The 26,251-nt window shown below is 72.0% G+C and carries 28 protein-coding genes and 1 tRNA gene; 10 read left to right on the top strand and 19 right to left on the bottom strand.

Annotated elements, in window-relative coordinates:
* Positions 1–288: 288 nt before the first annotated feature.
* Positions 289–362 (bottom strand) — tRNA-Thr (locus tag OG309_RS19910).
* 181 nt (positions 363–543) lie between these two features.
* Here OG309_RS19910 and OG309_RS19905 point away from each other — a divergent pair.
* From OG309_RS19905 to OG309_RS19895, 3 genes are all read left to right on the top strand, one after another.
* Positions 544–1,641: an ABC transporter ATP-binding protein gene (locus OG309_RS19905; RefSeq protein ID WP_329422658.1), complete on the top strand. Its 1,098-nt coding sequence runs from the start codon at positions 544–546 to the stop codon at positions 1,639–1,641.
* A gap of 278 nt (positions 1,642–1,919) precedes the next feature.
* Positions 1,920–2,330, top strand: coding sequence for a hypothetical protein (locus tag OG309_RS19900; protein WP_329422656.1), 411 nt, complete (start codon positions 1,920–1,922; stop codon positions 2,328–2,330).
* Between the two features lie 39 nt (positions 2,331–2,369).
* Positions 2,370–3,083: a nucleotidyltransferase family protein gene (locus OG309_RS19895; protein WP_329422654.1), complete on the top strand. Its 714-nt coding sequence runs from the start codon at positions 2,370–2,372 to the stop codon at positions 3,081–3,083.
* Between the two features lie 120 nt (positions 3,084–3,203).
* On the opposite strand, the gene OG309_RS19890 is transcribed toward OG309_RS19895, so the two are convergent.
* The 6 genes from OG309_RS19890 to OG309_RS19865 all read right to left on the bottom strand — a co-directional run bounded on the left by OG309_RS19890 (position 3,204) and on the right by OG309_RS19865 (position 9,610).
* Positions 3,204–4,745, bottom strand: a complete 1,542-nt coding sequence (locus OG309_RS19890) for a DoxX family membrane protein (RefSeq protein ID WP_329422653.1) — start codon at positions 4,743–4,745, stop codon at positions 3,204–3,206.
* Positions 4,746–4,891: 146 nt separating this feature from the next.
* Complete coding sequence (gene rlmB / locus OG309_RS19885; RefSeq protein WP_329422652.1) at positions 4,892–5,851, bottom strand: 23S rRNA (guanosine(2251)-2'-O)-methyltransferase RlmB; 960 nt, start codon at positions 5,849–5,851, stop codon at positions 4,892–4,894.
* A 132-nt stretch (positions 5,852–5,983) separates the two neighbouring features.
* Positions 5,984–7,384 carry a cysteine--tRNA ligase gene (gene cysS, locus OG309_RS19880; RefSeq protein WP_329422650.1) on the bottom strand — a complete coding sequence of 467 codons (1,401 nt, stop codon included), beginning with the start codon at positions 7,382–7,384 and terminating at the stop codon, positions 5,984–5,986.
* Positions 7,385–7,454: 70 nt separating this feature from the next.
* Complete coding sequence (gene ispF, locus OG309_RS19875; protein ID WP_443067584.1) at positions 7,455–8,075, bottom strand: 2-C-methyl-D-erythritol 2,4-cyclodiphosphate synthase; 621 nt, start codon at positions 8,073–8,075, stop codon at positions 7,455–7,457.
* Positions 8,065–8,814, bottom strand: coding sequence for a 2-C-methyl-D-erythritol 4-phosphate cytidylyltransferase (gene ispD, locus OG309_RS19870; RefSeq protein WP_329422648.1), 750 nt, complete (start codon positions 8,812–8,814; stop codon positions 8,065–8,067). The genes ispF and ispD overlap by 11 nt, the downstream gene beginning before the upstream one ends.
* Positions 8,815–9,127: 313 nt before the next feature.
* Positions 9,128–9,610 carry a CarD family transcriptional regulator gene (locus OG309_RS19865; RefSeq protein ID WP_003953493.1) on the bottom strand — a complete coding sequence of 161 codons (483 nt, stop codon included), beginning with the start codon at positions 9,608–9,610 and terminating at the stop codon, positions 9,128–9,130.
* Between the two features lie 643 nt (positions 9,611–10,253).
* Here OG309_RS19865 and OG309_RS19860 point away from each other — a divergent pair.
* Positions 10,254–10,868 carry a DUF461 domain-containing protein gene (locus OG309_RS19860; RefSeq protein WP_329422647.1) on the top strand — a complete coding sequence of 205 codons (615 nt, stop codon included), beginning with the start codon at positions 10,254–10,256 and terminating at the stop codon, positions 10,866–10,868.
* A gap of 83 nt (positions 10,869–10,951) precedes the next feature.
* Here the strand turns inward: OG309_RS19860 and OG309_RS19855 are convergent, their stop codons facing one another.
* Positions 10,952–11,632 (bottom strand): response regulator transcription factor, encoded by a 681-nt coding sequence (locus tag OG309_RS19855; protein WP_188271409.1) that lies wholly within the window; start codon positions 11,630–11,632, stop codon positions 10,952–10,954.
* A gap of 31 nt (positions 11,633–11,663) precedes the next feature.
* Complete coding sequence (locus tag OG309_RS19850) at positions 11,664–12,995, bottom strand: sensor histidine kinase (RefSeq protein ID WP_329422643.1); 1,332 nt, start codon at positions 12,993–12,995, stop codon at positions 11,664–11,666.
* A 263-nt stretch (positions 12,996–13,258) separates the two neighbouring features.
* On the opposite strand from OG309_RS19850, the gene phoU reads away from it, so the two are divergent.
* Together phoU and OG309_RS19840 are read left to right on the top strand one after the other, a co-directional pair.
* Positions 13,259–13,939, top strand: coding sequence for a phosphate signaling complex protein PhoU (phoU, locus tag OG309_RS19845; RefSeq protein ID WP_329422641.1), 681 nt, complete (start codon positions 13,259–13,261; stop codon positions 13,937–13,939).
* A gap of 103 nt (positions 13,940–14,042) precedes the next feature.
* Complete coding sequence (locus tag OG309_RS19840) at positions 14,043–14,195, top strand: hypothetical protein (protein WP_329422639.1); 153 nt, start codon at positions 14,043–14,045, stop codon at positions 14,193–14,195.
* A 129-nt stretch (positions 14,196–14,324) separates the two neighbouring features.
* On the opposite strand, the gene OG309_RS19835 is transcribed toward OG309_RS19840, so the two are convergent.
* The 4 genes from OG309_RS19835 to OG309_RS19820 all read right to left on the bottom strand — a co-directional run bounded on the left by OG309_RS19835 (position 14,325) and on the right by OG309_RS19820 (position 17,087).
* Entirely contained in the window at positions 14,325–14,807 is a 483-nt protein-coding gene (locus OG309_RS19835; RefSeq protein ID WP_329422637.1) for a GNAT family N-acetyltransferase, read from the bottom strand.
* A gap of 86 nt (positions 14,808–14,893) precedes the next feature.
* Entirely contained in the window at positions 14,894–15,250 is a 357-nt protein-coding gene (locus OG309_RS19830; protein WP_329422636.1) for a hypothetical protein, read from the bottom strand.
* 140 nt (positions 15,251–15,390) lie between these two features.
* The gene (locus tag OG309_RS19825; RefSeq protein ID WP_329422634.1) at positions 15,391–16,074 is read right to left on the bottom strand and encodes a hypothetical protein; all 684 of its coding nucleotides are present in this window, start codon (positions 16,072–16,074) and stop codon (positions 15,391–15,393) included.
* Positions 16,075–16,328: 254 nt separating this feature from the next.
* Positions 16,329–17,087 carry a phosphoglyceromutase gene (locus tag OG309_RS19820; protein WP_329422633.1) on the bottom strand — a complete coding sequence of 253 codons (759 nt, stop codon included), beginning with the start codon at positions 17,085–17,087 and terminating at the stop codon, positions 16,329–16,331.
* A gap of 165 nt (positions 17,088–17,252) precedes the next feature.
* Between OG309_RS19820 and OG309_RS19815 the strand changes: the two genes are divergently transcribed.
* Complete coding sequence (locus OG309_RS19815; RefSeq protein ID WP_329422631.1) at positions 17,253–18,551, top strand: MDR family MFS transporter; 1,299 nt, start codon at positions 17,253–17,255, stop codon at positions 18,549–18,551.
* On the opposite strand, the gene OG309_RS19810 is transcribed toward OG309_RS19815, so the two are convergent.
* A complete protein-coding gene (locus OG309_RS19810) occupies positions 18,520–19,038 on the bottom strand; it encodes a YbjN domain-containing protein (protein ID WP_329422629.1) in 519 nt (172 codons plus the stop codon). The two genes, OG309_RS19815 and OG309_RS19810, sit on opposite strands and share 32 nt — an antisense overlap.
* Positions 19,031–20,389 carry a D-inositol-3-phosphate glycosyltransferase gene (gene mshA / locus OG309_RS19805; protein WP_329422627.1) on the bottom strand — a complete coding sequence of 453 codons (1,359 nt, stop codon included), beginning with the start codon at positions 20,387–20,389 and terminating at the stop codon, positions 19,031–19,033. The genes OG309_RS19810 and mshA overlap by 8 nt, the downstream gene beginning before the upstream one ends.
* 228 nt (positions 20,390–20,617) lie before the next feature.
* Here mshA and OG309_RS19800 point away from each other — a divergent pair, with 228 nt between their 5' ends.
* The 3 genes from OG309_RS19800 (at position 20,618) to OG309_RS19790 (ending at position 24,162) form a co-directional block, all read left to right on the top strand.
* Positions 20,618–21,412 carry a class I SAM-dependent methyltransferase gene (locus OG309_RS19800; protein ID WP_329422625.1) on the top strand — a complete coding sequence of 265 codons (795 nt, stop codon included), beginning with the start codon at positions 20,618–20,620 and terminating at the stop codon, positions 21,410–21,412.
* Between the two features lie 233 nt (positions 21,413–21,645).
* The gene (locus tag OG309_RS19795) at positions 21,646–22,692 is read left to right on the top strand and encodes a C40 family peptidase (RefSeq protein ID WP_329422623.1); all 1,047 of its coding nucleotides are present in this window, start codon (positions 21,646–21,648) and stop codon (positions 22,690–22,692) included.
* Positions 22,693–22,926: 234 nt separating this feature from the next.
* Positions 22,927–24,162, top strand: coding sequence for a PP2C family protein-serine/threonine phosphatase (locus tag OG309_RS19790; RefSeq protein WP_329422621.1), 1,236 nt, complete (start codon positions 22,927–22,929; stop codon positions 24,160–24,162).
* 85 nt (positions 24,163–24,247) lie between these two features.
* On the opposite strand, the gene OG309_RS19785 is transcribed toward OG309_RS19790, so the two are convergent.
* From OG309_RS19785 to OG309_RS19770, 4 genes are all read right to left on the bottom strand, one after another.
* Positions 24,248–24,592 carry a DUF2516 family protein gene (locus OG309_RS19785; protein WP_329422620.1) on the bottom strand — a complete coding sequence of 115 codons (345 nt, stop codon included), beginning with the start codon at positions 24,590–24,592 and terminating at the stop codon, positions 24,248–24,250.
* Between the two features lie 94 nt (positions 24,593–24,686).
* On the bottom strand, positions 24,687–25,205 hold the full coding sequence (locus OG309_RS19780; RefSeq protein ID WP_329422618.1) for a hypothetical protein: 519 nt from the start codon (positions 25,203–25,205) through the stop codon (positions 24,687–24,689).
* A 21-nt stretch (positions 25,206–25,226) separates the two neighbouring features.
* Entirely contained in the window at positions 25,227–25,631 is a 405-nt protein-coding gene (locus tag OG309_RS19775) for a helix-turn-helix domain-containing protein (protein WP_329422617.1), read from the bottom strand.
* Positions 25,632–25,723: 92 nt separating this feature from the next.
* Complete coding sequence (locus OG309_RS19770) at positions 25,724–26,209, bottom strand: MarR family winged helix-turn-helix transcriptional regulator (protein WP_329422616.1); 486 nt, start codon at positions 26,207–26,209, stop codon at positions 25,724–25,726.
* Positions 26,210–26,251: the final 42 nt, after the last annotated feature.

Here is a 26,251-nt window from a genome sequence, read left to right as displayed (position 1 = left end):
CTTACCGCGCCCCCTCTCAAAGCCTGGGCTTCAACGCCGCCGCCCGTGCCCGGAAGCTCATCGCCTGCCTGCGCCGCATCAACGCCCGACCCGCGCGCCGTTCCTTCAGCCGTGACGGACAACCGGAGGAGCACCTCGCGGGCGAGGTCGGGCGGGGATCGCGGTCGGCGGAGTTGGGGGGAGCCGCGAAGGTGGCGGTCGGGTGGCTTCTGGCACGGTGGTGGCACGGCGTGGACCACGCGAAAAGGCCGGCCCGGGAGACAACCCCGGGCCGGCCCTCTGCCGACGAGCCCCCTGTCGGGTTCGAACCGACGACCCCCGCTTTACAAGAGCGGTGCTCTGGCCAGCTGAGCTAAGGAGGCAACCTGAGCAGTGTAACGAACCGCCGACCGCGCGGGGGCGGGAATCTCACGCCCTCGGAGGGCTGACAGATCCGGTGGCGGCAGGTAGCGTCACTTGCGGTTCACCCAGGTGGACTAGACCTCAATCCTTCCTTTACTCGGATCGTCCGGCACGTTCCTGCCGGTGAAGGGACACATCACCATGGCTTCCGTCACCTACGACAAGGCGACCCTGGTTTACCCCGGCGCCGAAAAGCCCTCCGTCAACGAGCTGGAGATCGAGATCGCCGACGGCGAGTTCCTCGTTCTCGTCGGCCCCTCCGGCTGTGGCAAGTCGACCTCGCTGCGCATGCTGGCCGGCCTGGAGGACGTCACCACCGGCGCCATCCGCATCGGCGACCGCGACGTCACGCACCTGCCCCCGAAGGACCGGGACATCGCCATGGTGTTCCAGAACTACGCGCTCTACCCGCACATGACGGTCGCCGACAACATGGGCTTCGCCCTGAAGATCGCCGGCGTCAACAAGAGCGAGATCCGCACGAAGGTCGAAGAGGCCGCGAAGATCCTCGACCTCACCGAGTACCTCGACCGCAAGCCGAAGGCGCTCTCCGGCGGTCAGCGCCAGCGTGTGGCCATGGGCCGCGCCATCGTGCGTGAGCCGCAGGTCTTCCTCATGGACGAGCCGCTGTCGAACCTCGACGCCAAGCTGCGCGTCTCGACCCGTACGCAGATCGCCAGCCTGCAGCGCCGCCTCGGCATCACCACCGTGTACGTGACGCACGACCAGACCGAGGCGCTCACCATGGGCGACCGCGTCGCCGTCCTCAAGGACGGTCTGCTCCAGCAGGTCGACAGCCCGCGCAACATGTACGACAAGCCCGCCAACCTCTTCGTCGCCGGCTTCATCGGCTCCCCCGCCATGAACCTGATCGAGGTCCCGATCACCGACGGCGGCGTGAAGTTCGGCAACAGCGTCGTCCCGGTCTCCCGTGACGCCATCGCCGCCGCCTCCGCCAAGGGCGACACCACGGTCACCGTCGGCGTCCGCCCCGAGCACTTCGACGTGCAGAGCGCGACCAGCAAGGACGGCCTGGCCGTGACGGTGAACGTGGTCGAGGAGCTCGGCTCCGACGGCTTCGTCTACGGCTCCACCCGCGTCGGCGGCGAGGACAAGGACCTGGTGGTCCGCGTCGGCGGCCGCGACGTCCCGGCGAAGGGCTCCACCCTCCAGGTCGTGCCCCGCTCCGCCGAGCTGCACGTCTTCTCGACCTCGACCGGCGAGCGCCTCTCCGACTGACGCGACTGACGCGACCGGCGCGACTGAAGCGACCGACGCGCCCGACGCGCCTGCCGCGACCCGCGGCCCTCACGGCCTCGTCCCCGCTTGCGGGGGCGGGGCCGTTCGCGTACAGGACGCATGAATCCCCGACTCGGTGAAAACCCCGGCAGAACTGGGCATCCAGGCCCCCGCCCACCCCCCGACGTCAACACCGGATTCGAAAAGACGCCTCGAACCATCCCCCGCGAGAGTGACTAAATGTCGCCATATCACTACCGGCCGCTACGCTCGCCTGCGTGACGCACACTGCCCGCCGAATCGGCCGCTCTCTCGCCCTCGTCCTGCCCGTCGTCCTGGTGCTCTCCGGGACACTCGCGGTGTCCGCCGTTCCGTGGGCCGGTCACGGCTCCGGGACCCAGCTGCTGGCGTCGTCCACGGACGTCTCGCCCCGGGCCAAGGCCCGTGCCCCGCAGGATATTCTGCGCGACCAGCTGCTCGCAGAGCTTCAGGAGAAGGACCCCGGTACGGCCCTCACCCACCTCCAGCGCGAGGTGGAGGACCGCCCGTCGCTCGCCAAGCACTGCATGTCCATCGCCCGCTCCCTCGGCGCCGCCGCCGTCCGCCACTACGGCCCGACCCGCGCCCAGTCGTTCTCCCGCCCGGTCTGCGACACCTCCTTCGCGACCGGCGTGATGCACGCGAGCTGAGGGGAGCCCGGCATCGCCGGTACGCATATCGTTCCCGGTATGCATACCTCCCCGACGCAGGCCGTGGTCCTGGCGGGCGGCCAGGGCTCGCGGCTGCGCCCGTACACCGACGACCGCCCCAAGCCGATGGTCGAGATCCCGGGCACCGGGACCCCGATCATCGGCCATCAGCTTTCCTGGCTCGCCGCCGAGGGAGTGACGGACGTCGTCGTCTCCTGCGGCCACCTCGCCGAGGTGCTCCAGGAGTGGCTGAGCAGCGCCGTCCTGCCGCTCAAGGTGACGACGGTCGTCGAGTCGGAGCCGCTGGGCCGTGGTGGCGGCCTGAAGTACGCCGCCGCCCACCTGCCGGACCCCGACAAGCCCTGGTACGCCACCAACGGCGACATCTGGACCCGCTTCTCGCTGCGCGAGATGGCCGACTTCCACCAGGAGCGCGACGCCACCGCGACCCTCGCCCTGGCCCGCCCCCGCATCCCCTGGGGCGCCGTCGAGACCGACGCGTTCGGCCACATCACCGACTTCATCGAGTCGCCGCCGTCCCCGTACCTCATCAACGCGGGCGTGTACGTCTTCTCCGCCGCCTTCACCGACCTGCTGCCGGACCTCGGCGACCACGAGCGCACCACCTTCCCCCGCCTGGCCCGCGAACGGCGCCTGGCGGGCTTCCCGCTGCCCCAGGGGGCCTACTGGCGCGCGATCGACACCGCCAAGGACCTCACGGAGGCCGCCAAGGAGCTGGCCGCCCAGGCCTAGCCGGGAGGACCGCGCGGCGTACGAGCCCCAGGGCGTACACGCTCCGCATGCCGAAGGGCCCCGGGTGTCCGCACGACACCCGGGGCCCTTCGTGCCTCTCGTACCGGAGGGGCCGCTACCTCACCCCAGCAGCCCGCCGATCGGGTTCTGCGGCCCCGACGTGGACGAGCCGCCGTCCGTGGAGCCGCCGCTGCTGCTGCCGCTGCTCGGCGTGCCGCTGGTGCCGCCCGAGCCGCCGGAGCCCGAGCCGGAGCCCGTCGAGGTCGGCGGGGCCGCCGTGCGGGACTGGCTCGGGGTGCGGGTGCCGCCGCCCTGCGAGGCCGTCGGGCTGGTGCGCTCGCCGCGGCGGGGCTCCTCGGTCCGGGACGGCTCGGCCGTCTTCTCGTCCCGCTCGTCCTCGCCGCTCGCCCCGGTCGTCGCCGAGGGCTCGGGGCTCTTCGACTGCTTGCGGGACGGGCCGGTGGCGCCGGGCTCCTTCGGGAGCGGCTCGCCGGGCAGGTGGTTGATCGGGTCGTCGTCCGGACCGGGCACCGTGACCATCTGCGTGGACCGCACGGCCCCGCCCAGCATCGAGCCGACCAGCAGGGTGAGGCCGACGACGACGGCGGCGACGACCGTGCCGCGGCGCAGCACCCGGCGGCGCAGGTCCCACAGCTCGGAGCGCGGCCCGAGGGTGCGCCAGGCCTCGCCGGCCAGTCGCCCGTCGATCGAGTAGACCGGGGCGCCCGCGATGATCAGCGGCGACCAGGCGGCCAGGAAGATGATGTCGGGCGCGTCGTAGACGGGGACCGTCTTCCAGCTGACCGTCAGGATCAGCGCCGCCGACAGCAGCGCGCCGACCACGGCGGCGACCCGCTGCCAGAGGCCGAGGACGGTCAGGACGCCGACGACGACCTGGAGGAAGGCGACGGTGAGCCCGGCGCCCACCGGGTGCTGGAGAGCGAAGTCGCGCAGCGGCTCGGCGAGGGCCCACGGGTGCAGCGAGTTGAGCCACTTGACCATCGAGCCGCGCTCGCCGCCGTCGAAGTAGACGGGGTCGCACAGCTTGCCCATGCCGGCGTAGATGGAGATGAAGCCGAGGAAGACCCGCAGCGGCAGCAGCACCACCCCGAGGTTCATCCGGCGGCCCGGGTAGTAGGCGTGCCGCACCGCGTCGGCGCCGTGCCGGTGCGTGGCCCGGGCGTCGGGTCCCGCGCCCTGGTCGTAGGCGTCGGGCTCGATCGCGTAGACCTCGTCGTACGCCCCCTCGGCGCGGCGCATCGGCGGCAGCAGCGGGGCGGCGGGTCCGGCGGGGACCACGGGGGTGGGCATCGTGTCGTCGATGCGCGGGATGGTCTGCGTCGACGGCTCCAGCGTGGAGACCGAGGCCGCGGACGACTCGCGCACCGCCTGCAGGAGACCGGTGGCGCCGGGCGCGGACTTGCCGGTCCACACGACGGGCCGGCGGCGCGCGGCGCCCACCCCGGCACCGGCGACTCCCGCTCCGGCGAAAGCGGCGATGCGCGGGCTCGCGGCGAACTTCGGCTGTTGGGCCGGCGCGAGCCGCACACGGAAGCTGGCGTGGTTCACGATCACCTGGGCGGGATCGGAATCCACCTTGACCATGCTCAGCGCGGGCTGATCGTCGAACCCCGGCCGGGGCGTTCTGGTGTCCACACTCATCTAACCGAGTGATGTGCGTTTAGGACACTGCCTTGACGGCTCGCAAATGTCCGAGGCCCGTCAAGATCACGGCCGGGGCGCGTCCCCCGTTCGGGTCAGCCCGTACGGGGGACGCACGTCCGGAAAGCAGATCCGGTAGAAGCGGTTCAGCGCGTCCGGCGACGCGCCGCCTCGTACAGCACGACGCCCGCGGCGACACCGGCGTTCAGCGACTCGGCGCCGCCCGGCATCGGGATGCGGACGAGGTAGTCGCAGTTCTCGCCGACGAGGCGGCCGAGGCCCTTGCCCTCGGAGCCGACGACGATGACGACCGGGCCGGCCAGCGCGTCCAGGTCCTGCACCTCGTGCGTGCCCTCGGCGGCGAGGCCGACGATCGCGATGCCGGCCTTCTTGTACTCCTGCAGGGCGCGGGTCAGGTTGGTGACCCGGGCGACCGGGGTCCGCGCGGCGGTACCGGCGGAGGTCTTCCAGGCACCGGCCGTCATGCCGGCGGCGCGGCGCTCGGGGATGACCACGCCGTGACCACCGAAGGCGGAGACGGAACGGACGATCGCACCGAGGTTGCGCGGGTCGGTGACGCCGTCGAGGGCGACGATCAGCGGGTCCTCGCCGTCGTCGTAGGCGGCCGCGGTGAGGTCCTCGGGGTGCGCGTACTCGTACGGCGGGACCTGGAGGACCAGACCCTGGTGGTTCAGCCCGTTGGTCATGCGGTCGAGCTCGGGGCGCGGGGCTTCCATCAGGTTGATGTTGCCGCGCGCGCCGGCGAGCTGGAGCGCCTCGCGCACCCGCTCGTCGTTGTCGATGAACTGCTGCACGTAGAGGGTGGTGGCGGGCACGCCGTCGCGCAGCGCCTCGAAGACCGGGTTGCGGCCGACGACCATCTCGCTGGTGCCCTTGGGGCCGCCGCGGCGGGGGGCCGGGCGGCGCTTGGCGGCCTGGCGGGCCATCGCGTTGGAGACGCGGAAGGCCTTGTGGCCCTTGCGGTCCTCGGCCTTGGGCGTCGGGCCCTTGCCCTCCAGGCCCTTGCGCCGCTGGCCACCGCTGCCGATCGTCGCGCCCTTCTTGTTGGACGTGCGGCGGTTCCTGCGCTGGCTGTTCCCGGCCATGACTACCTGTTTCCTCTGCCTGCTGCGTACGTGCGTAAGTCTGCGCGTAACTCGTGCGTGAGTCTCTGTGTAAGACGTGTCTGCTAACTGAAGTGTGCCGCCCGGGGACCCGGACGGCACATCATCGGCGTACTAGCGGTTCCCGAGCGTCCAGCGGGGGCCGTCGGCTCCGTCCTCGATGGCGAGGCCGGACCGGCCCAGCTGGTCGCGGATGGCGTCCGCGGTCGCCCAGTCCTTGCGCTCCCGCGCCGACTCGCGCTGCTGGAGCACGAGCCGTACGAGGGTGTCGACGACTCCGTGGAGCTCCTCGCCGCCACCGGACTCCTCGGCCCAGTGCGGGTCGAGCGGGTCGAGGCCGAGGACGCCGAGCATGGCGCGCACCTCGGCGAGGCGGGCGACGGCCTCGTCCTTGTCGTCGGCGGCCAGCGCGCTGTTGCCCTGCCGGACGGTGGTGTGGATGATCGCCAGCGCGTGCGGCACGCCCAGGTCGTCGTCCATCGCCTCGGCGAAGGCCGGCGGCACCTCGGCGGCGGGGGCGACGGGCGCCCCGGCCTTCTCGGTGGCGCGCTGGACGAAGCCCTCGATGCGGGCGAACGCCGCCTCGGCCTCGCGCAGGGACTCCTCGCTGTACTCGATCATCGAGCGGTAGTGCGGGGTGCCCAGGTAGTAGCGCAGGACGATCGGGCGCCAGTTCTTCACCATCTCGGAGACGAGCACCGAGTTGCCGAGCGACTTCGACATCTTCTCGCCGCTCATGGTGACCCAGGCGTTGTGCACCCAGTACCGCGCGAACTCGTCGCCGAAGGCCTTGGCCTGGGCGATCTCGTTCTCGTGGTGCGGGAAGATCAGGTCGAGGCCGCCGCCGTGGATGTCGAAGGCGGAGCCGAGGTACTTGTGGGCCATCGCCGAGCACTCCAGGTGCCAGCCGGGACGCCCGCGGCCCCACGGGGTCTCCCAGTCGGGCTCGCCCGGCTTGGTCGCCTTCCACATGGCGAAGTCGCGCGGGTCGCGCTTGCCGGTGATGCCCTCCTCGGAGGGCTGGCGCAGGTCGTCGATGTCCTGGTTGGACAGCGACAGGTAGCCGGGGAAGGAACGCACGTCGAAGTAGACGCTGCCGTCGGCCTCGTAGGCGTGGCCGCGCTCGATGAGGCCCCGCATCATCTCGATCATCTCGGGCACGTGGCCGGTCGCGCGGGGCTCGTAGGTCGGCGGGAGGCAGCCGAGCGCCTCGTAGCCGGCGTTGAACGCGCGCTCGTTCTCGTAGCCGATGGACCACCAGGGGCGGCCCTGGTCGGCGCCCTTGTTGATGATCTTGTCGTCGATGTCGGTGACGTTGCGGATGAACGTGACGTCGTAGCCGCGGTACGCGAACCAGCGGCGCATGATGTCGAAGTTCAGACCCGAGCGGATGTGCCCGATGTGCGGGGCGGCCTGCACCGTCGCGCCACAGAGGTAGATCGAGACACAGCCCGGCGTGAGCGGGGTGAAGTCACGGATCTGCCGGGCGCTGGTGTCGTACAGGCGAATGGTCACCACCCCAGGGTAGTGGGCAGGCGGTAGTGCCCCGCGCCCGATTCCCGGTCGCGGGGCGCCTTTTTTCCGCCTACGCGGCCGATTCCGGGACCGCCGCGGGCGATACGGGATAGACGAGGGCGGTCGCGAGGGCGGCCAGGCCCTCGGCCCGCCCGGTGAGGCCGAGCCCGTCGGTGGTGGTGCCCGAGACGGAGACGGGCGCGCCGGCCGCCGCGCTCAGCGCCTTCTGGGCCTCGTCGCGGCGCTTGCCGACCTTGGGGCGGACACCGACGACCTGGACGGCGATGTTGCCGATCTCGAACCCCGCGGCGCGGACGATCCGGGCGGCCTCCGCGAGCAGGGTGACGCCGGAGGCGCCGGACCACTCGGGGCGGGAGGTGCCGAAGTGGGCGCCGAGGTCGCCGACGCCGGCGGCGGAGAAGAGCGCGTCGCAGGCGGCGTGGGCGGCGACGTCACCGTCGGAGTGCCCGGCGAGTCCGTAGCCGTCGCTCGCGGCCTCGTCCCAGAGCAGACCCGCGCACCACAGCTCGCGGCCCTTCTCGAAGGCGTGCACGTCGGTGCCGATGCCCGTGCGGGGCAGCGGGGGGGACGGGCGGGAGGAAGGAGCGGAGGGAGCGGAGGGAGCGGTGGGAGAGGGGAGAGGGGGAACAGGGGAGACAGGGGGAACAGAGGGGGTGGGATCAGAAACCATCGTTGGCCCTCCTGCGGGCGAGTACGGCCTCGGCGAGGACGAGGTCGAGCGGGCGGGTCACCTTGAAGGCCTCTTCGTGGCCGGGCACGACGACGACGGGCGCGCCCAGCTTCTCGACCATGCCGGCGTCGTCGGTGGCGCCCTCGCCGCTGAGGGCGACGGTGGCGTGGGCGTCGACGAGCGTGGCCCGGTCGAAGCCCTGCGGGGTCTGGACGGCGCGCAGGCGGGCGCGGACCGGGGTGGCGACGACCTGCTCGGGGCCGCCGGGGCGCTCGGCCGGCTCGACCTCCTTGACGGTGTCGGCGACGGGCAGCGCGGGGACCACGGCCACGGCCCCGTCCCGTACGGCCTCGATCACCGCGTCGACGGTGTCGACCGGGACCAGGGGGCGGGCGGCGTCGTGCACGAGGACGGTGGTGACCTCCTCGGGGACGGCGTCCAGGCCGAGGCGCACCGACTCCTGGCGGGTGTCGCCACCGGGGACGACGACGTAGTCGGTCCGCTCGGGCAGGGCGTGCGCGTCGAGGAGGTTCTTCACCTCGGCGGCCCCGTCGGAGGGGGCGACCACCACGACGAGCGAGACGGCGCGGGAGGCGGCCATGGCCCGGACGGCGTGGATGAGCATGGGGGTGCCGTTCAGCGCGCGGAGCGCCTTGGGGGCGCCCGGGCCGAGGCGTACGCCCCGGCCGGCCGCCGGAATCACCACGGCGGTACGGGAAGGACGCGCTTCGTCTGACATCGGTTGCACTCCGGCAGGTTTGTTTCCGCGGGCGACGTGGGTATGGCGTCAACTAGCTTGTTGCGACGCCTCGACCGGGCCCTTTCCGTGACGACGGTCGGGGCGTCGCCTTGCGAAAGCGGCACGGACAGATGCAGGTGCACGGCTGGGTGCGGTAGGTGCAGGGGGTCGGGAAAAGAGAGACGAACATGCCGCGGTGCCCGGCGACGGCGCTGTGGCATCGATGGGTTCATCGATGGGATCACAGCGCGCCGACAGGCACCGCGGCATGGGTGATGAGCATGGCTGGACGCCAAGCGTCAGTGCGCAGGCGTCAGGACGCGAGCACCTCGTCGAGGAGTGCCTCGGCCTTGTCCTCGTTGGTGTTCTCAGCGAGAGCGAGCTCGCTCACCAGGATCTGGCGAGCCTTGGCGAGCATCCGCTTCTCACCTGCGGAGAGGCCACGCTCCCGCTCGCGGCGCCACAGGTCGCGCACCACTTCGGCGACCTTGATGACGTCGCCGGAGGCGAGCTTCTCCAGATTTGCCTTGTAACGACGAGACCAGTTCGTCGGCTCCTCGGCGTACGGCGCGCGCAGCACCTCGAAGACCCGGTCCAGCCCGTCCTGACCGACCACGTCGCGAACTCCGACGAACTCCGCATTGTCCGCCGGCACGCGAACCGTCAGGTCGCCCTGCGCGACCTTGAGCACCAAGTAGGTCTTGTCCACGCCTTTGATCTGGCGAGTTTCGATGGCCTCGATCAGCGCGGCCCCGTGATGGGGATAGACCACGGTGTCGCCAACCTTGAACGTCATGTGACAGGTACCCCTTCCGTGGCTATCCAGGGTAACACGGATACGGCTTCTTCTGAATGGCGTTTTCGCAGGTCAGGGCATATCTCGGGGCTTGACAACAGCGCGGCGAACGTGCTGCGACGGGCTTCCGGAAGGCGGTATTCGCAGGTCGGAGCGGCTGCGCGGACGGAGAGAAACGCGCACGCTACACCCGTCCGGGGTGCCTCGACAGAGGGTCGATGCCCCGGTTTGCCCGGTTCGGTGTGGCCCTCTTCACGCACTCCGTTCGAGGATCGACCACCCGTACGGATGCATCCAGCGTACTCAACCGATCGAATCCCGAATTGATCACCGGGACCGGTCCCGTTTTACGCGGAGCGGGATTCCGGGAGCGGGCGCACGGAATGCGGGGGCGGCGGCCGAATTGATCACCGCGGTTATGTGAACGACAGGCCAATGGGGCGTGATCCGGCCATGTCGGCGTGTTCATGACGATCCGGAACGGGCGTGTCCGCGGGGTGACACGCCCGGCTCGGAGACCCCGCCGCCGCATAGGGGGCGGGTCGGGTGCGGGACGGAGAGCGCGGCTCGGTAACCTAAGCCCCGCTGACACACCTTTAGCTCGTCCTTAGCCTGTCCGTTCGTCCTAGGAGATGCCGCCGCCGTGAGCCGCAGCCTTCGACGCGGCGCCCTCGCCGCCACCGCCATCGTGATCTCGATCGCTTCGCTGTCCGCCTGTGGTGCGGGCAACAACGCACAGACGCTCGAAATCAAGCCGGACAACGCCGCCGTCACGGTGGACGACGTCAAGGTCCAGAACGCGCTCGTGATCACCCAGCCCGACCCGGGTGCGATCGGCCCGGCCGTCGTCTCCGCGACGGTCTTCAACAACGGCCTCACCCGCCAGACCATCGACTCGATCACCCTGCCGGGCGCGCTCGGCACCGTGAAGCTCAAGGCGGCCGAGGGCGACGGCCCGATCGTCGTCCCCGCCAACGGCTCCGTCGTCATCGGCGGCAAGGGCAACGCCTCCGCCGTCATCGAGGGCGGCCTGCGCGAAGCCAGGAACGGCGACGCCCAGAGGGTCGTCTTCAAGCTGAGCAAGACCGGTGACGTCGGCCTGAGCGCCTTCGTCGTCCCGGCCTCCAGCTACTTCAAGGACTTCGGCCCGTCCGAGGTCCCGGCCCCGCCGGCCACCCCGCCGACGGCCACGGCCACCTCGACCCCGACGGGCACCGCCACCCCGACGGGCGAGGCGACGCACGCGGCCGGTCACTGACCGTCCGGCTGTACGAGAAGGGGCGCCCCCTCCGGTGAGGAGGGGGCGCCCCTTTCGTGTGCGGTACGGGACCGCGGGTCCCTCTACGGCTCGAACTTGTAGCCCAGGCCGCGCACCGTCACCAGGTAGCGCGGCGCGCCGGGGTCGGGCTCGATCTTGGCGCGGAGGCGCTTCACGTGGACGTCGAGGGTCTTGGTGTCGCCCACGTAGTCGGCGCCCCAGACCCGGTCGATGAGCTGCATGCGGGTCAGCACGCGGCCCGCGTTGCGCAGCAGCATCTCCAGGAGGTCGAACTCCTTCAGGGGCAGGTCGACCTTGCCGCCGCCGACGGTGACCACGTGACGGTCGACGTCCATGCGGACCGGACCGGCCTCCAGGGCGGCCGGGGTGACCTCCTCCGGCTCGCCGCGGCGGCGCAGGACCGCGCGGATGCGGGCGACCAGCTCCCGCGAGGAGAAGGGCTTGGTCACGTAGTCGTCGGCTCCTATTTCCAGGCCGACGACCTTGTCGATCTCGCTGTCCTTGGCGGTCACCATGATGACCGGGACGTTGGAGCGGCCGCGCAGCTGGCGGCAGACCTCGGTACCGGGCAGCCCCGGCAGCATCAGGTCGAGGAGGACGAGGTCCGCCCCGTTGCGCTCGAACTCGTCGAGGCCGTCGGGCCCGGTCGCCGCCACGGCGACCTCGAAACCCTCCTTGCGAAGCATGTAGGACAGGGCGTCGCTGAAGGATTCCTCATCCTCGACGACAAGCACTCGGGTCACGGAAGGACCTCCGGGGCGGGGAGCGGTTCGGTCATGAGATCGGGGGTGTGGGAGAGGCGGAGGCGGCGGTGCCGGGCGCGGCGCCGAACTCCGCGCCGAACTCCGAGTCGAAGTCCGGGTCGAAGTCGGAGTCGAGGTCGGGGTCGAGGTCGGGGTCGAGATCGAAGTCGGCGTCGAGTCCGGTCTCGGCACCGGCCCCGCGGTTCCGCCGCGCGGCGCCCGCCTCGGGCAGCCGCAGGGTGAAGGTGGAACCCTGGCCTTCGGTGCTCCAGACCGTGACCTCCCCGCCGTGCGAGGCGGCCACGTGCTTGACGATGGCCAGCCCGAGCCCCGTACCTCCCGTGGCACGGGAGCGGGCCGGGTCGACGCGGTAGAAGCGCTCGAAGATCCGCTCGCGGTCCTTCTCCGAGATGCCGATGCCCTGGTCGGTCACGGCTATCTCGATCAGGTCGCCGCCGGGTGCCGCGACGCGGCGGGCGGCGATGCCGACCCGCGTACGGGCCGGCGAGTAGTTGACGGCGTTCTCGACGAGGTTGCCCAGGGCGGCGGCGAGCTGGCCGCGGCTGCCCCAGACGTGCAGGTCGGCGGTGCCGCCGGAGGCCATGGTGATCTGCTTGGTGGAAGCGGTGTGGCGGGAGCGGTCGATCGCCTCCGCGACCAGCTCGTCCACCCGCACCGGCTCGGAGTCCTCCAGCGGGTCGTCGTTCTGCACCCGGGAGAGGTCGATGAGCTCCTGTACGAGGTTGGTGAGGCGGGTGGCCTCGATCTGCATCCGGCCGGCGAAGCGGGTGACCGCCTCGGGGTCGTCCGAGGCGTCCATGACGGCCTCGGAGAGCAGCGAGAGCGCACCCGTGGGCGTCTTGAGCTCATGGCTCACGTTGGCGACGAAGTCGCGCCGCACCGCTTCGATGCGGCGCGCCTCGGTCAGGTCCTCGACGAGCAGCAGGACCAGGCGGGACCCCAGCGGGGCGACCCGGGCGGAGACCGCGAGGGCCTCGCCGCGTCCCGTACCGCGCCGCGGCAGGTCGAGCTCGACCTGGCGTATCTCGCCGTCCCTGCGGGTGTCGCGGGCCATGTTGAGCATGGGCTCGACGGCCAGCTTCCCGCCCCGGACCAGGCCGAGGGCGTACGCCGCCGAGCTGGCCTTGACCACCGAGTCGCTCTCGTCGAGAACGACCGCGGAGGAGCGCAGCACGGACAGCACGGTGTCGACGCCGGGCGGCAGCACGGCGTCGGTGTGCAGAGAGGTACGGGTGGGTCTCGCCTGGTCGCGCTCGCTCCAGCGGAACGCCAGCATGGCGATCACGCCGGTGCACACTCCGGCGATAGCGGCCAATGCGGCGACCGCCGCGTTCACGTCCATGGCATCAAGGTTATGCGGGTCCGCCGACACTCTCCCAGCCGTCCGAGTGGCTGCTCGAACAGTCGTCGCCCAGAGTTCACCATGGGGACGGTGCTGGTTCATTTGATCCGGGGGACACTGCGCCGTACGTCGCCCAGAGTTCACCTGAGAGCAAGGGCTGATTCATGTGAGGGGGTGGATCCGGACGCGTACAGGGCCGAACGTGGAAGCGTGGGAGTCCGAGCCCACCCGATTCCCGTCGTAGAGGTAGAGAGGGACATCCCATGCGTGACGCGTACCACGAGGAACTTGACTCGATCGGCGAGGGCCTGGTCGAGATGGCCCGGCTGGTCGGGTCGGCGATCGGGCGCGCCACGACGGCGATGCTGGACGCGGACCTGAAGCTGGCGGAGAGCGTGATCGCCGCCGACCAGCGGGTCGACGACCTCCAGCACGACCTGGAGGCGCGTGCGATTGCGCTGCTCGCCCGGCAGCAGCCGGTGGCGACGGACCTGCGGATCGTGGTCACCTCGCTGCGCATGAGCGCCGACCTGGAGCGCTCGGGCGACCTGGCCCAGCACGTGGCGAAGCTGGCCCGGCTGCGCTTCCCGGCCCGCGCGGTGCCGAACGACCTGCACGCGACGATCCTGCAGATGGGACAGCTGGCGCAGCGCCTGATGGCGAAGGCGGCGGAGGTCATCATCACCAAGGACGTCGACCTGGCGCTCCAGCTGGAGCAGGACGACGACGAGATGGACCTGCTGCACCGGACGCTCTTCCAGCACCTGATGGACGACCGCTGGAGCCACGGCATCGAGACGGCCGTCGACGTGACGCTGCTGGGCCGCTACTACGAGCGGTTCGCGGACCACGCGGTGTCCGTGGCGAAGCGCGTGGTGTACCTGGTGACGGGTGAGCACGCGGACGAGCTCCAGCAGGCGGAGGCGCCCGTCGAGGGCGCGTAAGCCCTGCGGAGCGGGGGGTCGCACAACAGTGCGCCGTTGATGCGCCCTGGTGGCTGGGCATCCAATGGGAGGAGGCGAGGTACGCCTTCCAGGGAGGGACCCCATGGCCGAATCCGCTCCGACCACCGACCCCCAGCACGAGACCCCGCGCGACGCGGAGTTCCTGCCCGTCCTCGGCGCCTGCGGCTGCGGCTCGGGCTGCGGCTGCGGCTGCCAGTCCGGCGGACCGTGCCAGTGCGGGGGCTGCTCCGGCTGACCACGTGGTGTGGGCCCCGCCCCGGCGGGGTCCCACGCCGTGCGGGGCCGGCGCGGGACCCCGCAGGCCGGCGCGCCCCGCGGGGCCGGTGGTTCACGCGCGCTGGTGGCTCACCGGGCGGCGCCGGCGTCACTCCTGCCCGGGGCCTATCTCCAGCACGCCGACGATCTGCTCCCCGGAGTGCTCCCCGGTCTCCTTGAACCCGAGCCGCCGGTAGAACTCGCCGGGCCCGTGCTCGCCCGGCTGCCAGCACACGTACATCTGGCGCGCCCCACGACGCACGAGCTCCTCGCGCACGGCGTCGACGGCGAACCGCCCGTACCCCTTGCCCTGGCGCTCGGCCCCGATGTTCAGCCGCCACAGCCCGCTGCGCCGGTCGGCCGGGTCCTTCTCCGGGTTCCACTGGATGTCGACGAAGGCCATCAGGAACCCGACGAGCTCCTCCCCGTCGAACACCAGTCGCGGCCAGGCCGTCTCGCCGTACGCGTACGCCTCGGCGAGCGAGCGGTCGACCGGGGCGACGTTCTTGGTCTGATGGGGGTGTACGCGCAGCTCAAGGGCGGCGTCGACGTTGGCGGGGGTGATCGGCTCAAGGCGGAGTGACGTGCTCATGGCCTGGACGGTAGCCGAACCGGGCGCGCCGACGGCACCCGTTCAAGGCCCGCCGAGGGCCCCCGCGGCCGGGGGCCCGGGCGCGGTCAGTCGGTGGGGAGGAAGACGACCGAGCGCAGCTTCAGACGCTCCGAGGCGGGACGGCCGTGCGGGCGGAGGCGCCACTCGTCGCCGGTGCACTCGGGACCGGTGAAGACGAGCGCGTAGGCGTCGGTGTCGTTGTGCGGGGCGAAGGCCGGCTCGGAGGAGTTCGGGTCCGCGACCTCGGGGAGGGTGATGCACTCCCCGCTCGCCGGGTCGTGCAGCGTGACGAGGATGGGCCCGCCGTTCTGTCCGACGACCTGGTAGCCGAAGTCGCCCGTGGCGGCGTGGGCGGGCGTGGCGAGGACGGCGGTCAGGGCGAGGGCGCCGCAAGCGGCGGCGAGGGAGTGCCGGAGACGCACAGGGGTTCTCTTTCGTGAGGGGGGTTCATGAGGTCGTCGGGACGACCCGTCACCCGCACCTCTACTCCCCCCGCCCGCCCCGCGTGCGGAGCCCCGAAGGCGGAAGGTTTCCCCCTCACCCGGCCGGCCGAGCGCCCGCGCTACGGCGTGAAGACCTGGTCAAGACGGTGGATCGCCCCGTCGTCGCCCGTCTCATAGCGGAACACCAGCCCCGAGTCGGGGTGCGCCTTCACCCAGTCGATCAGCTCCTGCACGCCGATCCGCCGGTTCTCGGTGCTCTCGACGATCGGGGTGGTCGCGGTCACGTACGCGGCCTGGTCCATGGCCCAGCGGCTCTCCTCGCCGCTGACGACGAAGGGGGCGCCGTCGGTGTCGGGCTCCCCGCAGCCCCAAGCGCCGTTCTGCAGCACGAGGTTGACCTTGCCGGTACTGCCGGGCAGCTCCTCGACGCGGTACAGGGCGAACTCGTCGGGGTCGTACGCGTCCGGGTCCGGCGGGGCGGTGACACAGCCGGGAGCGGCGGGCGCGGCGCCGGGCTTCTTCTTCGCCGCGGGCGTCGACGGCTTGGAGGTCCTGGACGCCCTGGACGCCTTGGACGCCTGGGGGGACGTGGGGGTCTTCGGGGCGTTCGAGGTCCTCACCGCGGGCTGCGCGGTCGGCGTGTCCGTCGTCTCCTCGGGCGCCGTCGCGACGGCGCCCGGCTTCGCGGCGGCCCCACCGGCCGGCTCGCCCGTCGGGCCGCCCTTCTGACATCCCGTGACGACGGCCGCCAGCGCCACCGCCGTGACCGCGACGACAGCCTGTCTGAAACCCGACTGCTTCATTCCGGACTCCCCCTCATCCGTCGGCGGCCACCCCTGGCCGCACGCCGGTACGGAACGTAGCAACGCCCCTTCCCATGCGCGATATCCAGCCACCCGATGTCACCGATCCGGAACACACCCGGCACAGGCCGGGGACGGTCCGGGGACGGCCCGGGGACGGCCCGGGGACGGTCCGGGAACGCCGAAGCCCCCAGGCCCACCGGGAGAACCGGCGGAACAGGGGGCTTCGGCACGTCGGCTGCGGCGCTCCGGGGTTACTTCTTGCCCTGGTTCTTCACGGCCTCGATCGCCGCGGCGGCGGCGTCGGGGTCCAGGTACGTGCCACCCGGCTTCAGGGGCTTGAAGTTCTCGTCCAGCTCGTAGGCCAGCGGGATGCCCGTCGGGATGTTCAGGCCCGCGATGTCCGCGTCCGAGATGCCGTCGAGGTGCTTGACCAGGGCGCGCAGGCTGTTGCCGTGAGCGGCGATCAGGACCGTGCGGCCGGCCAGCAGGTCCGGGACGACGCCGTCGTACCAGTACGGGAGCATGCGCTCCACGACGTCCTTCAGGCACTCGGTCTGCGGGCGCAGCTCCGGCGGGATCGTCGCGTAGCGCGCGTCGTGGGCCTGGGAGTACTCGTTGTCGTCCGCGAGCGCCGGCGGCGGGGTGTCGTACGAGCGGCGCCACAGCATGAACTGCTCCTCGCCGAACTCGGCGAGCGTCTGGGCCTTGTCCTTGCCCTGCAGGGCGCCGTAGTGGCGCTCGTTCAGGCGCCACGAGCGGTGGACCGGGATCCAGTGCCGGTCGGCCGCTTCGAGGGCGAGCTGCGCCGTGCGGATGGCGCGCTTCTGGAGGGAGGTGTGGAGCACGTCGGGCAGCAGGCCGGCGTCCTTCAGCAGTTCTCCGCCGCGCGCCGCCTCCTTCTCGCCCTTCGCGGTGAGGTTCACGTCCACCCAGCCGGTGAACAGGTTCTTCTCGTTCCACTCGCTCTCGCCGTGGCGGAGGAGGATCAGCTTGTACGGTGCGTCGGCCATGTCTCCGAGCCTAGACGACGCCCGACGATTGACGCGCACCGTCAATTCACTGGCGTCCGGCGTATGAGATGCGTAAGTTTCGCTACCGGAAAGCGGGACTTACACAGCACCAGGGGGCGGCCTCACATGTCCATCGATTCGCTCAGACGATCAGCCAGGGCCACGGTGTCAGGACTTCCGGGGGGCTTCTGGTGGCTCTGGCTGTCGACCTTGGTCAACAGGACCGGGGCCTTCGTCCTGACTTTCCTCTCCCTCTACCTCACCCAGGAGCTCGGCCACTCCGCCTGGTTCGCCGGACTCGTCGTCGCTCTCCACGGCCTCGGCGGCGTCGCCGGCTCCCCGCTCGGCGGGTTCCTCACCGACCGCTGGGGCCGCCGCCCCACGATGGTGAGCATGCACCTGGCGGCCGCCTCCTGCGCCCTGCTGCTCGCCTTCGTCACCAGCGCCTGGGGCATCGCCACCGTCGTCCTCCTGATGGGCATCGCCATGCAGGGCGTGCGGCCCTCCATCAACGCGACCATCGCCGACATGGTGCCCGCCCACGAGGTCCGCCGCGCCTACGCCCTCAACTACTGGGCCCTCAACCTCGGCTTCGCCATCGCCGCCATCGGCGGCGGTGCCGCGATCGTCCTCGGCTACCGCACCCTGTTCGTGGTCGACGCCGCCGCCACCGCGCTGTGCGCCCTGATCGTCTTCCTGCGGCTGCCCGAGACCCGGCCCGAGGCCGCGGTCGACGCGGCGACCGGGGAGACCGTCGGCGAGCAGAAGGTCGGCATCCTCACCGTCCTGCGCGACGCGCCGTTCCGCACCCTGGTGCTGCTCAACCTGCTCGTCTGCCTGGTCTTCACCGCCCCCTGGATCGGCCTGCCGCTGACCATGGCCGGGGAGGGCCTCGGGACGTCCGCGTACGGTGTCGTGATCGCCGTCAACGGCGTCGTCATCGTCGCCTTCCAGCTCCTCGTCAACAAGGTGACGGACAAGCGCTCCCCCGCGATGCTGCTGACGGTCTCCTCGCTGCTCTTCGCGCTCGGCACCGGCGCCACCGCGCTCGCCGGCTCGTCCTTCGCCTTCGCCGCCACGGTCGTCGTCTGGACGATCGGCGAGATGGTCCACGTTCCCACCAACGCCGCCGCCACCGCCCGGCTCGCCCCGGAGCACGCCCGTGGCCGCTACCAGGGTGTGATGGGCATGTCCTGGGCCGTCGCCGGTTTCGTCGCACCGATCGCGGCCGGCGCGATCGTCGACGGGCCCGGTCCCGACGTGCTGTGGATCGCCTCCGCGGTGATCGGCGCCGTCGCCGCGGTGGGCTACCAGACCCGGCTTCGGTCGGCCCTGGCCGACGCCGAGTCCGACGCCGAGGCGACCCCCGAGCTGGAGAAGGTGGTCATCACCGGACCCGCTCCGGAGGCCGCGAACCCCGCACCGGAGAAGGTCAGTTCGCCGGCTTCCGTGTCAGGTTCCTGAACGCGTCGAGGTTCCGCGTCGACTCGCCGCGCGACACCCGCCACTCGTACTCCCGCCGGATCGCCGTCGCGAAGCCCAGCTCCAGCAGCGTGTTGAAGTCGCCGTCCGCCGCCTCCAGGACGGAGCCGAGCAATCGGTCCAGCTCCTGCGGCGTGACGGCGGCCAGCGGCAGTTTGCCGGCCAGGTAGATGTCGCCGAGGGCGTCGATCGCGTACCCCACCCCGTACAGCTTGAGGTTGCGCTCCAGGAGCCAGCGGTGGACGCCCGCCTCGTTCTCGTCCGGGTGCCGGACGACGAACGCGTTGAGCGAGAGGGAGTGGCGGCCGATCCGCAGCGACAGCGTCGTGAACAGCTTGCGGGTGCCGGGCAGCTTGACCACGTAGGAGCCCGCCCCGGGGGACTCCCACTCCAGTTCCGCGTCCTTGAACGTGTCCACCATGATCTCGGCGATCTCGGCGATCCGCCGGACGTCCGCAGCCTCAGCCATGGTGCGAGCGTACGCGACGCCGCTGCTCCCGGAGCCGGTGGTCGTGCATGGCGGCCGTGTACACGTCGGCCGTCCCGGAGGCCGCCGTGTCCCAGCCGAACGATCCGGCGTGCCGGGCCGCCGCCGCGCCCATCGTCGCGGTCAGCGCCGGGTCGTCGGCGAACCGCCCGAGCGCGCGGGCGTAGTCGGCCGGGTCGTGCCCCTGCACGAGGAAGCCGGTGACGTCGTCCCGTACGGCCACGGGCAGACCGCCGACCGCGGCCGCGACGACCGGGGTGCCGGCCGCCTGCGCCTCGATGGCGACCAGGCCGAAGGACTCGCTGTACGAGGGCATCACCAGCACGCTGGCCGCCCGGAACCAGTCCGCGAGCCGCTCCTGGCCGACCGGCGGGTGGAAGCGGACGACGTCGCTGATGCCCAGCTTGGCGGCCAGCTTCTGCAGCCCCTCCGGCTTGGCGAGACCGCTGCCGCTCGGGCCGCCGACGACCGGCACCACCATGCGCGAGCGCAGCGACGGGTCCCGCTCCAGGAGCAGGGCCGCGGCGCGCAGCAGGATGTCGGGGGCCTTCAGCGGCTGGATGCGGCCGGCGAAGACGGGGATGAAGGCGTCGGCGGGCAGCCCCAGCCGCGCGCGGGCGGCGGCGCGCCCGTCGGCGGGGCGGAAGCGGTCCAGGTTCACGCCCGGGTGGACGACGGCGATCTTGGCCGGGTCGGCCTCGTAGAAGCGGGCGAGCTCGTCCGCCTCCTCGGCCGTGTTGGCGATCAGCCGGTCGGCCGCCTCGACGATCTGGGTCTCGCCGATCACGCGGGCGGCGGGCTCGGGGGTGTCGCCCTCCGCGAGCGCCGCGTTCTTGACCTTGGCCATGGTGTGCATGGCGTGGACGAGCGGGACGCCCCAGCGTTCGGCGGCGAGCCAGCCGACGTGGCCGGAGAGCCAGTAGTGGGAGTGGACCAGGTCGTAGTGGCCGGGCCGGTGGCCCGCCCAGGCCTGCATCACGCCGTGCGTGAAGGCGCACAGCTGGGCCGGCAGCTCTTCCTTGGCCAGCCCCTCGTACGGTCCCGCGTCCACGTGCCGGACGAGCACGCCGGGGGCGAGCTCGACGACCGGGGCGAGGCCGCCGGTGGTGGCGCGGGTGAAGATCTCGACCTCGATGTTGATCGCGGCCAGCCGTTTGGCGAGCTCCACGATGTAGACGTTCATGCCACCCGCGTCGCCGGTGCCCGGCTGGTGCAGGGGGGAGGTGTGGACACTGAGCATGGCCACGCGGCGCGGGGTGCGGTGCCGGCCGGGAAGCCGGAGCCGGGGCGGCGCCACCAGGGTGCCGGCGAACCGGGACACGTACTGGCTCACGTCGGCGGTCCTTCCGCTGTCGGGCATGGCATCGGGCATGGTTCGGAGGCAGGTGTGGGACACCGTCCAGCCGCGCCAACACCGGAATGCCGGGTTTCATTTCCGCCACGCCACCCGCTTTGCCAATTCATTACGGGTGCGTCCGCGGAGGCACCCGCCGGGGGCGGTGTCTCCGCGGGCCGTCCGCACCCGGCGGGGAGGGGCCCCACCACCCCGTACGCTCGTTCCATGGCCCCCCGCACCACCCGCCCCGTCGGCACGATCACCCGCGGGACCACCAACCCCAACCGTCTGCGCCGCCAGGACCGCTGGATCGCCGCCGTGCACGGACCGGCCCTGCGCCGCTCCGTCACGCCCCCCGTCGCCGTCGACCTCGGCTACGGCGCCGCGCCGTGGACGCCCGTCGAGCTGTTGGACCGGCTGCGCACCGCCGACCCCCGGGCCACCGTCGTCGGGGTCGAGATCGAGCCGGCCCGGGTCGCCGCCGCGAAGCCGTACGAGCGGGAGGGGCTCGCCTTCCGGCACGGCGGCTTCGAGGTGCCGGTGGCCGGCGAGGTGGCCCTGATCCGGGCCGCGAACGTGCTGCGCCAGTACGACGAGGCCGAGGTCGCGGCGGTCTGGGAGCGCCTGTGCGCGCGGCTCGGGCCGGAGGGGCTGCTGGTGGAGGGGACCTGCGACGAGATCGGGCGGCGGCACGTGTGGGTGGCGCTCGGCCGGGGCGGGCCGCGGACGGTGACCTTCGCCACCCGGCTCGGTTCGCTGGACCGGCCCTCCGACCTGGCGGAGCGGCTGCCGAAGGCGCTGATCCACCGGAACGTGCCGGGCGAGCCGGTGCACGCCTTCCTGCGGGACTTCGACCGGGCGTGGGCGGCGGCCGCCCCGTACGCCTCGCTCGGGGCCCGGCAGCGCTGGATCCGCTCGGTCCGCGACCTGGCGGCGGACTGGCCGCTGACGGACGGTCCGCGCCGGTGGCGGCAGGGCGAGGTGACGGTGCGGTGGGAGGCGCTGGCGCCGCGCGGCTGAGCGACGCTCCCGCCGAACTCCCGCCGAACTCCCGCCGAATTTCCCCCGTGGGGGAACGCACCGGGGGAAACGATCGTCCCTCGTGGGGGGAAGTGACCCGACAGGCCCCGCTTTCCCCTGTCGCTTTCGTGTTTCGCGTGGCACCATCACCAAGGTCACGACTAAGTTACTGACGGTAAATCAGATTGAGCCGAACCAGGACATCTTGAAATGGGTCACTTGAGGGGGAGCCTGTGAACCGACGCCGCCACGCCATCACCACGATCACCGTGGTCTGCGCCCTGACGGTGCTGGCCTCACCCGCCCTCACCCTGCAGGCCGCCGCCGCCCCGGCCCCGCCGGCGCAGCCGAAGAAGACCCTCGAAGAGGTCCGCAAGGAGATCGACGGCCTCTACCGCCAGGCCGCCTCCGCCACCGACGCCTACAACCTGGCCGAGGAGAAGGCGGACGAGCAGTCCGACGAGATCGTGAAGCTGGCCCGCATGATCGTGGCCGGCAACGAGAAGATCGACGACCTCAAGGCGAGGGCGGGCGCCGCGGCCCGCGCCCAGTACCGCAACGGCGGGCTCCCGGACGGCGCGCAGTTCGTGCTGACCGACGACCCCCAGCTCTTCCTCGACACCGCGGGCCGCCTCAAGGAGGGCCAGAAGGCCACCCGGGACCTGCTCGGCGAGATGACCCGGACGCAGGGCGAACTCACCACGTACGCCAAGGACGCCAGCGTCAACTGGACCAAGCTGGAAGCCAACCGGATCAAGCAGGCCAAGGCGAAGAAGGAGATCAACGACAAGATCGCCGCCGCCAAGAAGCTGGAGTCCGACCTCGCCGCCGAGGAGCGGGAGCGGCTGCTGCGCCTGGAGCAGCAGGAGCAGTACCGGGCACAGACCGCCTGGGTCGGCACCGGCGTCCTCAAGGGCCTGAGCGACGCGACGACGCCGGAGGGCAAGCGGGCGGTGGAGTTCGCGACGGCCCAGATCGGCAAGCCGTACGTGTGGGGGGCCGAGGGCCCGCGCTCGTACGACTGCTCGGGGCTCACCCAGAGCGCCTGGGGCAGCGCGGGCCGCCCGATCCCGCGCACCTCGCAGGAGCAGTGGCGACTGCTGCCGCGCGTCGACATCAAGGACATGCGGCCCGGCGACCTGATCGTCTACTTCAAGGACGCGAGCCACATCGGCATGTACGTCGGGAACGGGGCGATCGTCCACGCGCCGCGCCCCGGGCGGAACGTGACGATCGCGGGGGCCGGCTCGATGGAGATCCTGGGCGTGGTCCGCCCGTAGCCGTGCCGCCGGGGGCGCACACCGGGGGGGGTGACGGGCGCCACGGCCCGCCCCCGGGCCCTCCCCCACCCCCGGAGTGACGTTTCTCATCGGCCCGCAGGCGGCTACCTCCCCATCCGCGGCATATGCCAGCGCCGATCTCCGGTCCACCGTGTGATCGCCATTCCGCGGCGCCCGGCGGTACCGCTATGGTCGGTCCCCGGCCCTCGGGGGGAGGGAAGGAAAACCAGACCGATGCCCGTACCCGTACCGCGGCAGAGAATCGATTCTCTCCCGGCACCAGGCACCGCCACCGATCTCACGCTGCTGGTCGTCGAGGACGACCCGGCGGGCGCCCTCGCCGTACCCGAAATGCTCGACGCGACCGGCACCCGGCTGCGGATCCGGACCGCCCGCAACCTCACCGAGGCCGAGCGGCTCCTCACCGACGACGTGCACTGCGTGCTCGTCGACCTCGCGCTGCCCGTACCGCGCACGGCCGACGACGACCCGCTCGCGCCGCTCCGGCACATCCTGCGGCTCGCCCCGCGGCACGCCGTCCTCGCCCTCACCACGTCCGCGGACGCCGAGCTCGCGGCCGAGGCGGTACGGGTCGGGGCCCAGGACCACCTCTTCCGCGAGGAGCTGGACGGCCGGCTGCTGAGCCGCGCCATCCGCTACGCCGTCGAGCGCAAGCGCGCCGACGTCGTGCAGGTGAAGCTGGCCGAGTCGCGGCTGCGCGCCCAGGAGAACGCCCGCCTGGAGCGCGGCCTGCTGCCGACGCCGCTTCTGGAGGGCTCCGACCTGCGCTTCGCCGCGCGCTACCGGCCCGGCAGGTCCCGGGCGCTGCTCGGCGGCGACTTCTACGACACCGTGCGGACGCCCGACGGGACCGTCCACGCGATGATCGGCGACGTCTGCGGGCACGGCCCCGACGAGGCGGCGCTGGGCGTGGAGCTGCGGATCGCCTGGCGGGCGCTGACCTTCGCCGGGCTGTGCGGGGACGAGCTGCTCTCCACGATGCAGCAGGTCCTGGAGCACGAGCGGGAGAGCGAGGAGATCTTCGCGACCCTGTGCACCGTCGACATCGCGCCCGACGGGCGCCGGGCCGGCCTGTGCCTGGCCGGCCACCCCGCGCCGCTGATCGCCCGGCACGGGAGCATGGCGCGGCTGCTGCCGTACGAGGACGGCGGCCCGGCCCTCGGCCTGCTGCCGCGCGCCCGCTGGCCCCGCCGGCAGGTGGAGCTGGGCGCCTCGTGGAGCCTGCTCATGTACACCGACGGGCTGATCGAGGGCCGCTCGGCGGGGCCCGGTTCGCCGCGGCTCGGCCAGGACGGGATGGTCGAGATGATCAACCGGCAGCTCGCGGCGGGCCTGCGGGGCGAGGAACTGCTGGCCGCGGCGGTCACGGAGGTGCGCACCCTGAACGGCGGCGAGCTCACGGACGACGTGGCCGTCCTGGCCCTGGAACGGGACAGGCCCCGGGGCTGAGCCCGGGGCCTGCTGTCTCTGCGGGGCCGTCGCCCCCTGGGTCGTCGTCCCGGGGCCATCGCCCCCGGGGTCGTCGCCCTAGGGGTCAGCGCCCGCCGTTGTACGGCCCGTACGGCCCGTCGCTGCTGGAGCCGCCGCCGCGCCGGCCACCGCCGCCGCCGGAGACCGCGCGGAGCGCGGGGCGCACGTCGACCATGAAGACGATGGCGGCGATGAGCCCGGCGATCTGGAGGAACAGCATCTGCAGCAGCAGGTTCACGACGAGGTTGATGCCCAGCAGGATCAGCCAGAACTTCTTGGTCTGCTTCTCCGCCGCGCGGTAGGCGTCCTCGCGCGCCATGGCGGCGAACACGAGGGCGGCGACGGCGAAGCCGATGAAGACCAGCCCGACCACCAGCCACAGAATCGAGTCGAATCCGTCGCGCAACATGCTGTGCACCGCCTAGGTGAGTGGAAAGAGCGCCTCGCGGCCAACGTACCCGCTACAACGCGCGGGACACGGGGATTAGTGCCCGGCCCTGCTGCTACTCGGCCCCTTCGGCGGCCACGGCCTTCTTGGCGGGCGCCTTGCGGGCACTGGTCTTGCGCGCGGGCTTGGGCACGGCGGGCTCCTCGACGGCCTCCGCCTTCGCCGGCTCGGAATCGGGCTCGACGACCACGGCGATCTCGACGATCTCCTCGGCGGCCTCGCCGCGCCAGGCCTTCACGGCCTCCTCGCCGTGCGCGGCGAGCTCCTCGTACTTCTCGCGCGCCTTGACCGCGTACTCGGCGGCGACGCCGACCCCGCGCAGGGCCAGGTCCTGGGCCTGCTCGCCCAGCTTCTTCAGGTCGGTGTCGAAGCCGCCCACGAACTCGGTGAACTTCGCCTGCGCCTTCTCCTGCACCGCCTTCGGGTCCGTCTTCTTGACGGCCTCGATCCGCGAGGGGGCCTCGGCGGCGATCTGCTCGATCAGGCCGGGCACCTTCTTGGCCTGCTGGACGGCGAGGTCGGCGGTGCCGGCGGCGAAGTAGAGGGGGGTACGGAGTTCGTCGATGATGGCCATGGTCGTGGTCCTCCCGGAGGTTTACGTCTCGGTGGGCTGCGGCGGCTGCTGCGCCTGCTGCTCGGCTGCCTGCGCGGCCTCGGCGGCGTTCTCCTTGCGGAAGGAGTCGTAGATCTGCAGCAGCACCTGCTTCTGCCGCTCGTTGATCGAGGGATCGGCCAGGATGACGGCGCGCGTCTCCAGCTCGTCCCGCTCCTTCTCGTCGAGGATCCCGGCCCGCACGTACAGCGTCTCGGCGGAGATCCGCAGCGCCTTGGCGACCTGCTGCAGCACCTCGGCGCTGGGCTTGCGCAGCCCTCGCTCGATCTGACTCAGATACGGATTCGACACGCCCGCGGCCTCGGCGAGCTGCCGCAGCGACAGCTGCGCGGTGCGCCGCTGTTCACGGAGGTACTCACCAAGATTGCCGACGTTGAGCGATGCCATGCCCCCGACCCTGCCAGCCCGCGCTAACTATTGCAAGCAGGCGCTTGCAATAGTTCCGTCACAGCACCCCGGGACGGCGGCCACCACCCCCGTCACGTCGCCTGCCGCGCACGCCGCGCGGCGTGCGGGCCCTCGGTCGGGGTCTCCAGGTGGCCGGCGGCCAGGAGGCCGAGGGCGTGAAGGAGGGCTTCGCGGGCCTGGGCGGGGAGGGAGGCCAGGGCGTCCTCGTGGACCGAGTCGACGATGCGCTGGCTCTCGCGGGCGACCCGCGCACCCTTCTCGGTGACCGCGATGACGCGGGCGCGCCGGTCCGTGCTGGACGGATGGCGTTCGGCGAGGCCGGCCTTCTCCAGGGCGTCGACGGTGACCACCATCGTCGTCTTGTCCATGTCGCCGATCTCGGCGAGCTGCGCCTGCGTGCGCTCCTCCTCCAGCGCGTGGACCAGCACGCAGTGCATGCGCGCGGTCAGCCCGATCTCGCCGAGCCGCGCGGCCATCCGCGTGCGCAGGACATGACTGGTGTGGTCCAGGAGGTAGGAGAGGTCCGGCTCGGTGCGGGCGGGCGCCATGGAGGTCATGCGCCCAGGGTACCCAGGAGCCCGACCGAGATAGATAGTCTG

Source organism: Streptomyces sp. NBC_01268 (assembly GCF_036240795.1).
Lineage (GTDB): Bacteria > Actinomycetota > Actinomycetes > Streptomycetales > Streptomycetaceae > Streptomyces.
This window is presented reverse-complemented; position numbering and strand designations above follow the sequence as displayed.

Coding starts and splice junctions, on each gene's coding strand:
- OG309_RS19905 (WP_329422658.1), top strand. CDS start 544: ATGGCTTCCGTCACCTACGACAAGGCGACCCTGGTTTACCCCGGCGCC.
- OG309_RS19895 (WP_329422654.1), top strand. CDS start 2,370: ATGCATACCTCCCCGACGCAGGCCGTGGTCCTGGCGGGCGGCCAGGGC.
- OG309_RS19890 (WP_329422653.1), bottom strand. CDS start 4,745: ATGAGTGTGGACACCAGAACGCCCCGGCCGGGGTTCGACGATCAGCCC.
- rlmB (WP_329422652.1), bottom strand. CDS start 5,851: ATGGCCGGGAACAGCCAGCGCAGGAACCGCCGCACGTCCAACAAGAAG.
- ispF (WP_443067584.1), bottom strand. CDS start 8,075: ATGGTTTCTGATCCCACCCCCTCTGTTCCCCCTGTCTCCCCTGTTCCC.
- ispD (WP_329422648.1), bottom strand. CDS start 8,814: ATGTCAGACGAAGCGCGTCCTTCCCGTACCGCCGTGGTGATTCCGGCG.
- OG309_RS19865 (WP_003953493.1), bottom strand. CDS start 9,610: ATGACGTTCAAGGTTGGCGACACCGTGGTCTATCCCCATCACGGGGCC.
- OG309_RS19850 (WP_329422643.1), bottom strand. CDS start 12,995: ATGGACGTGAACGCGGCGGTCGCCGCATTGGCCGCTATCGCCGGAGTG.
- phoU (WP_329422641.1), top strand. CDS start 13,259: ATGCGTGACGCGTACCACGAGGAACTTGACTCGATCGGCGAGGGCCTG.
- OG309_RS19840 (WP_329422639.1), top strand. CDS start 14,043: ATGGCCGAATCCGCTCCGACCACCGACCCCCAGCACGAGACCCCGCGC.
- OG309_RS19835 (WP_329422637.1), bottom strand. CDS start 14,807: ATGAGCACGTCACTCCGCCTTGAGCCGATCACCCCCGCCAACGTCGAC.
- OG309_RS19825 (WP_329422634.1), bottom strand. CDS start 16,074: ATGAAGCAGTCGGGTTTCAGACAGGCTGTCGTCGCGGTCACGGCGGTG.
- OG309_RS19820 (WP_329422633.1), bottom strand. CDS start 17,087: ATGGCCGACGCACCGTACAAGCTGATCCTCCTCCGCCACGGCGAGAGC.
- OG309_RS19810 (WP_329422629.1), bottom strand. CDS start 19,038: ATGGCTGAGGCTGCGGACGTCCGGCGGATCGCCGAGATCGCCGAGATC.
- OG309_RS19800 (WP_329422625.1), top strand. CDS start 20,618: ATGGCCCCCCGCACCACCCGCCCCGTCGGCACGATCACCCGCGGGACC.
- OG309_RS19790 (WP_329422621.1), top strand. CDS start 22,927: ATGCCCGTACCCGTACCGCGGCAGAGAATCGATTCTCTCCCGGCACCA.
- OG309_RS19785 (WP_329422620.1), bottom strand. CDS start 24,592: ATGTTGCGCGACGGATTCGACTCGATTCTGTGGCTGGTGGTCGGGCTG.
- OG309_RS19780 (WP_329422618.1), bottom strand. CDS start 25,205: ATGGCCATCATCGACGAACTCCGTACCCCCCTCTACTTCGCCGCCGGC.
- OG309_RS19775 (WP_329422617.1), bottom strand. CDS start 25,631: ATGGCATCGCTCAACGTCGGCAATCTTGGTGAGTACCTCCGTGAACAG.
- OG309_RS19770 (WP_329422616.1), bottom strand. CDS start 26,209: ATGACCTCCATGGCGCCCGCCCGCACCGAGCCGGACCTCTCCTACCTC.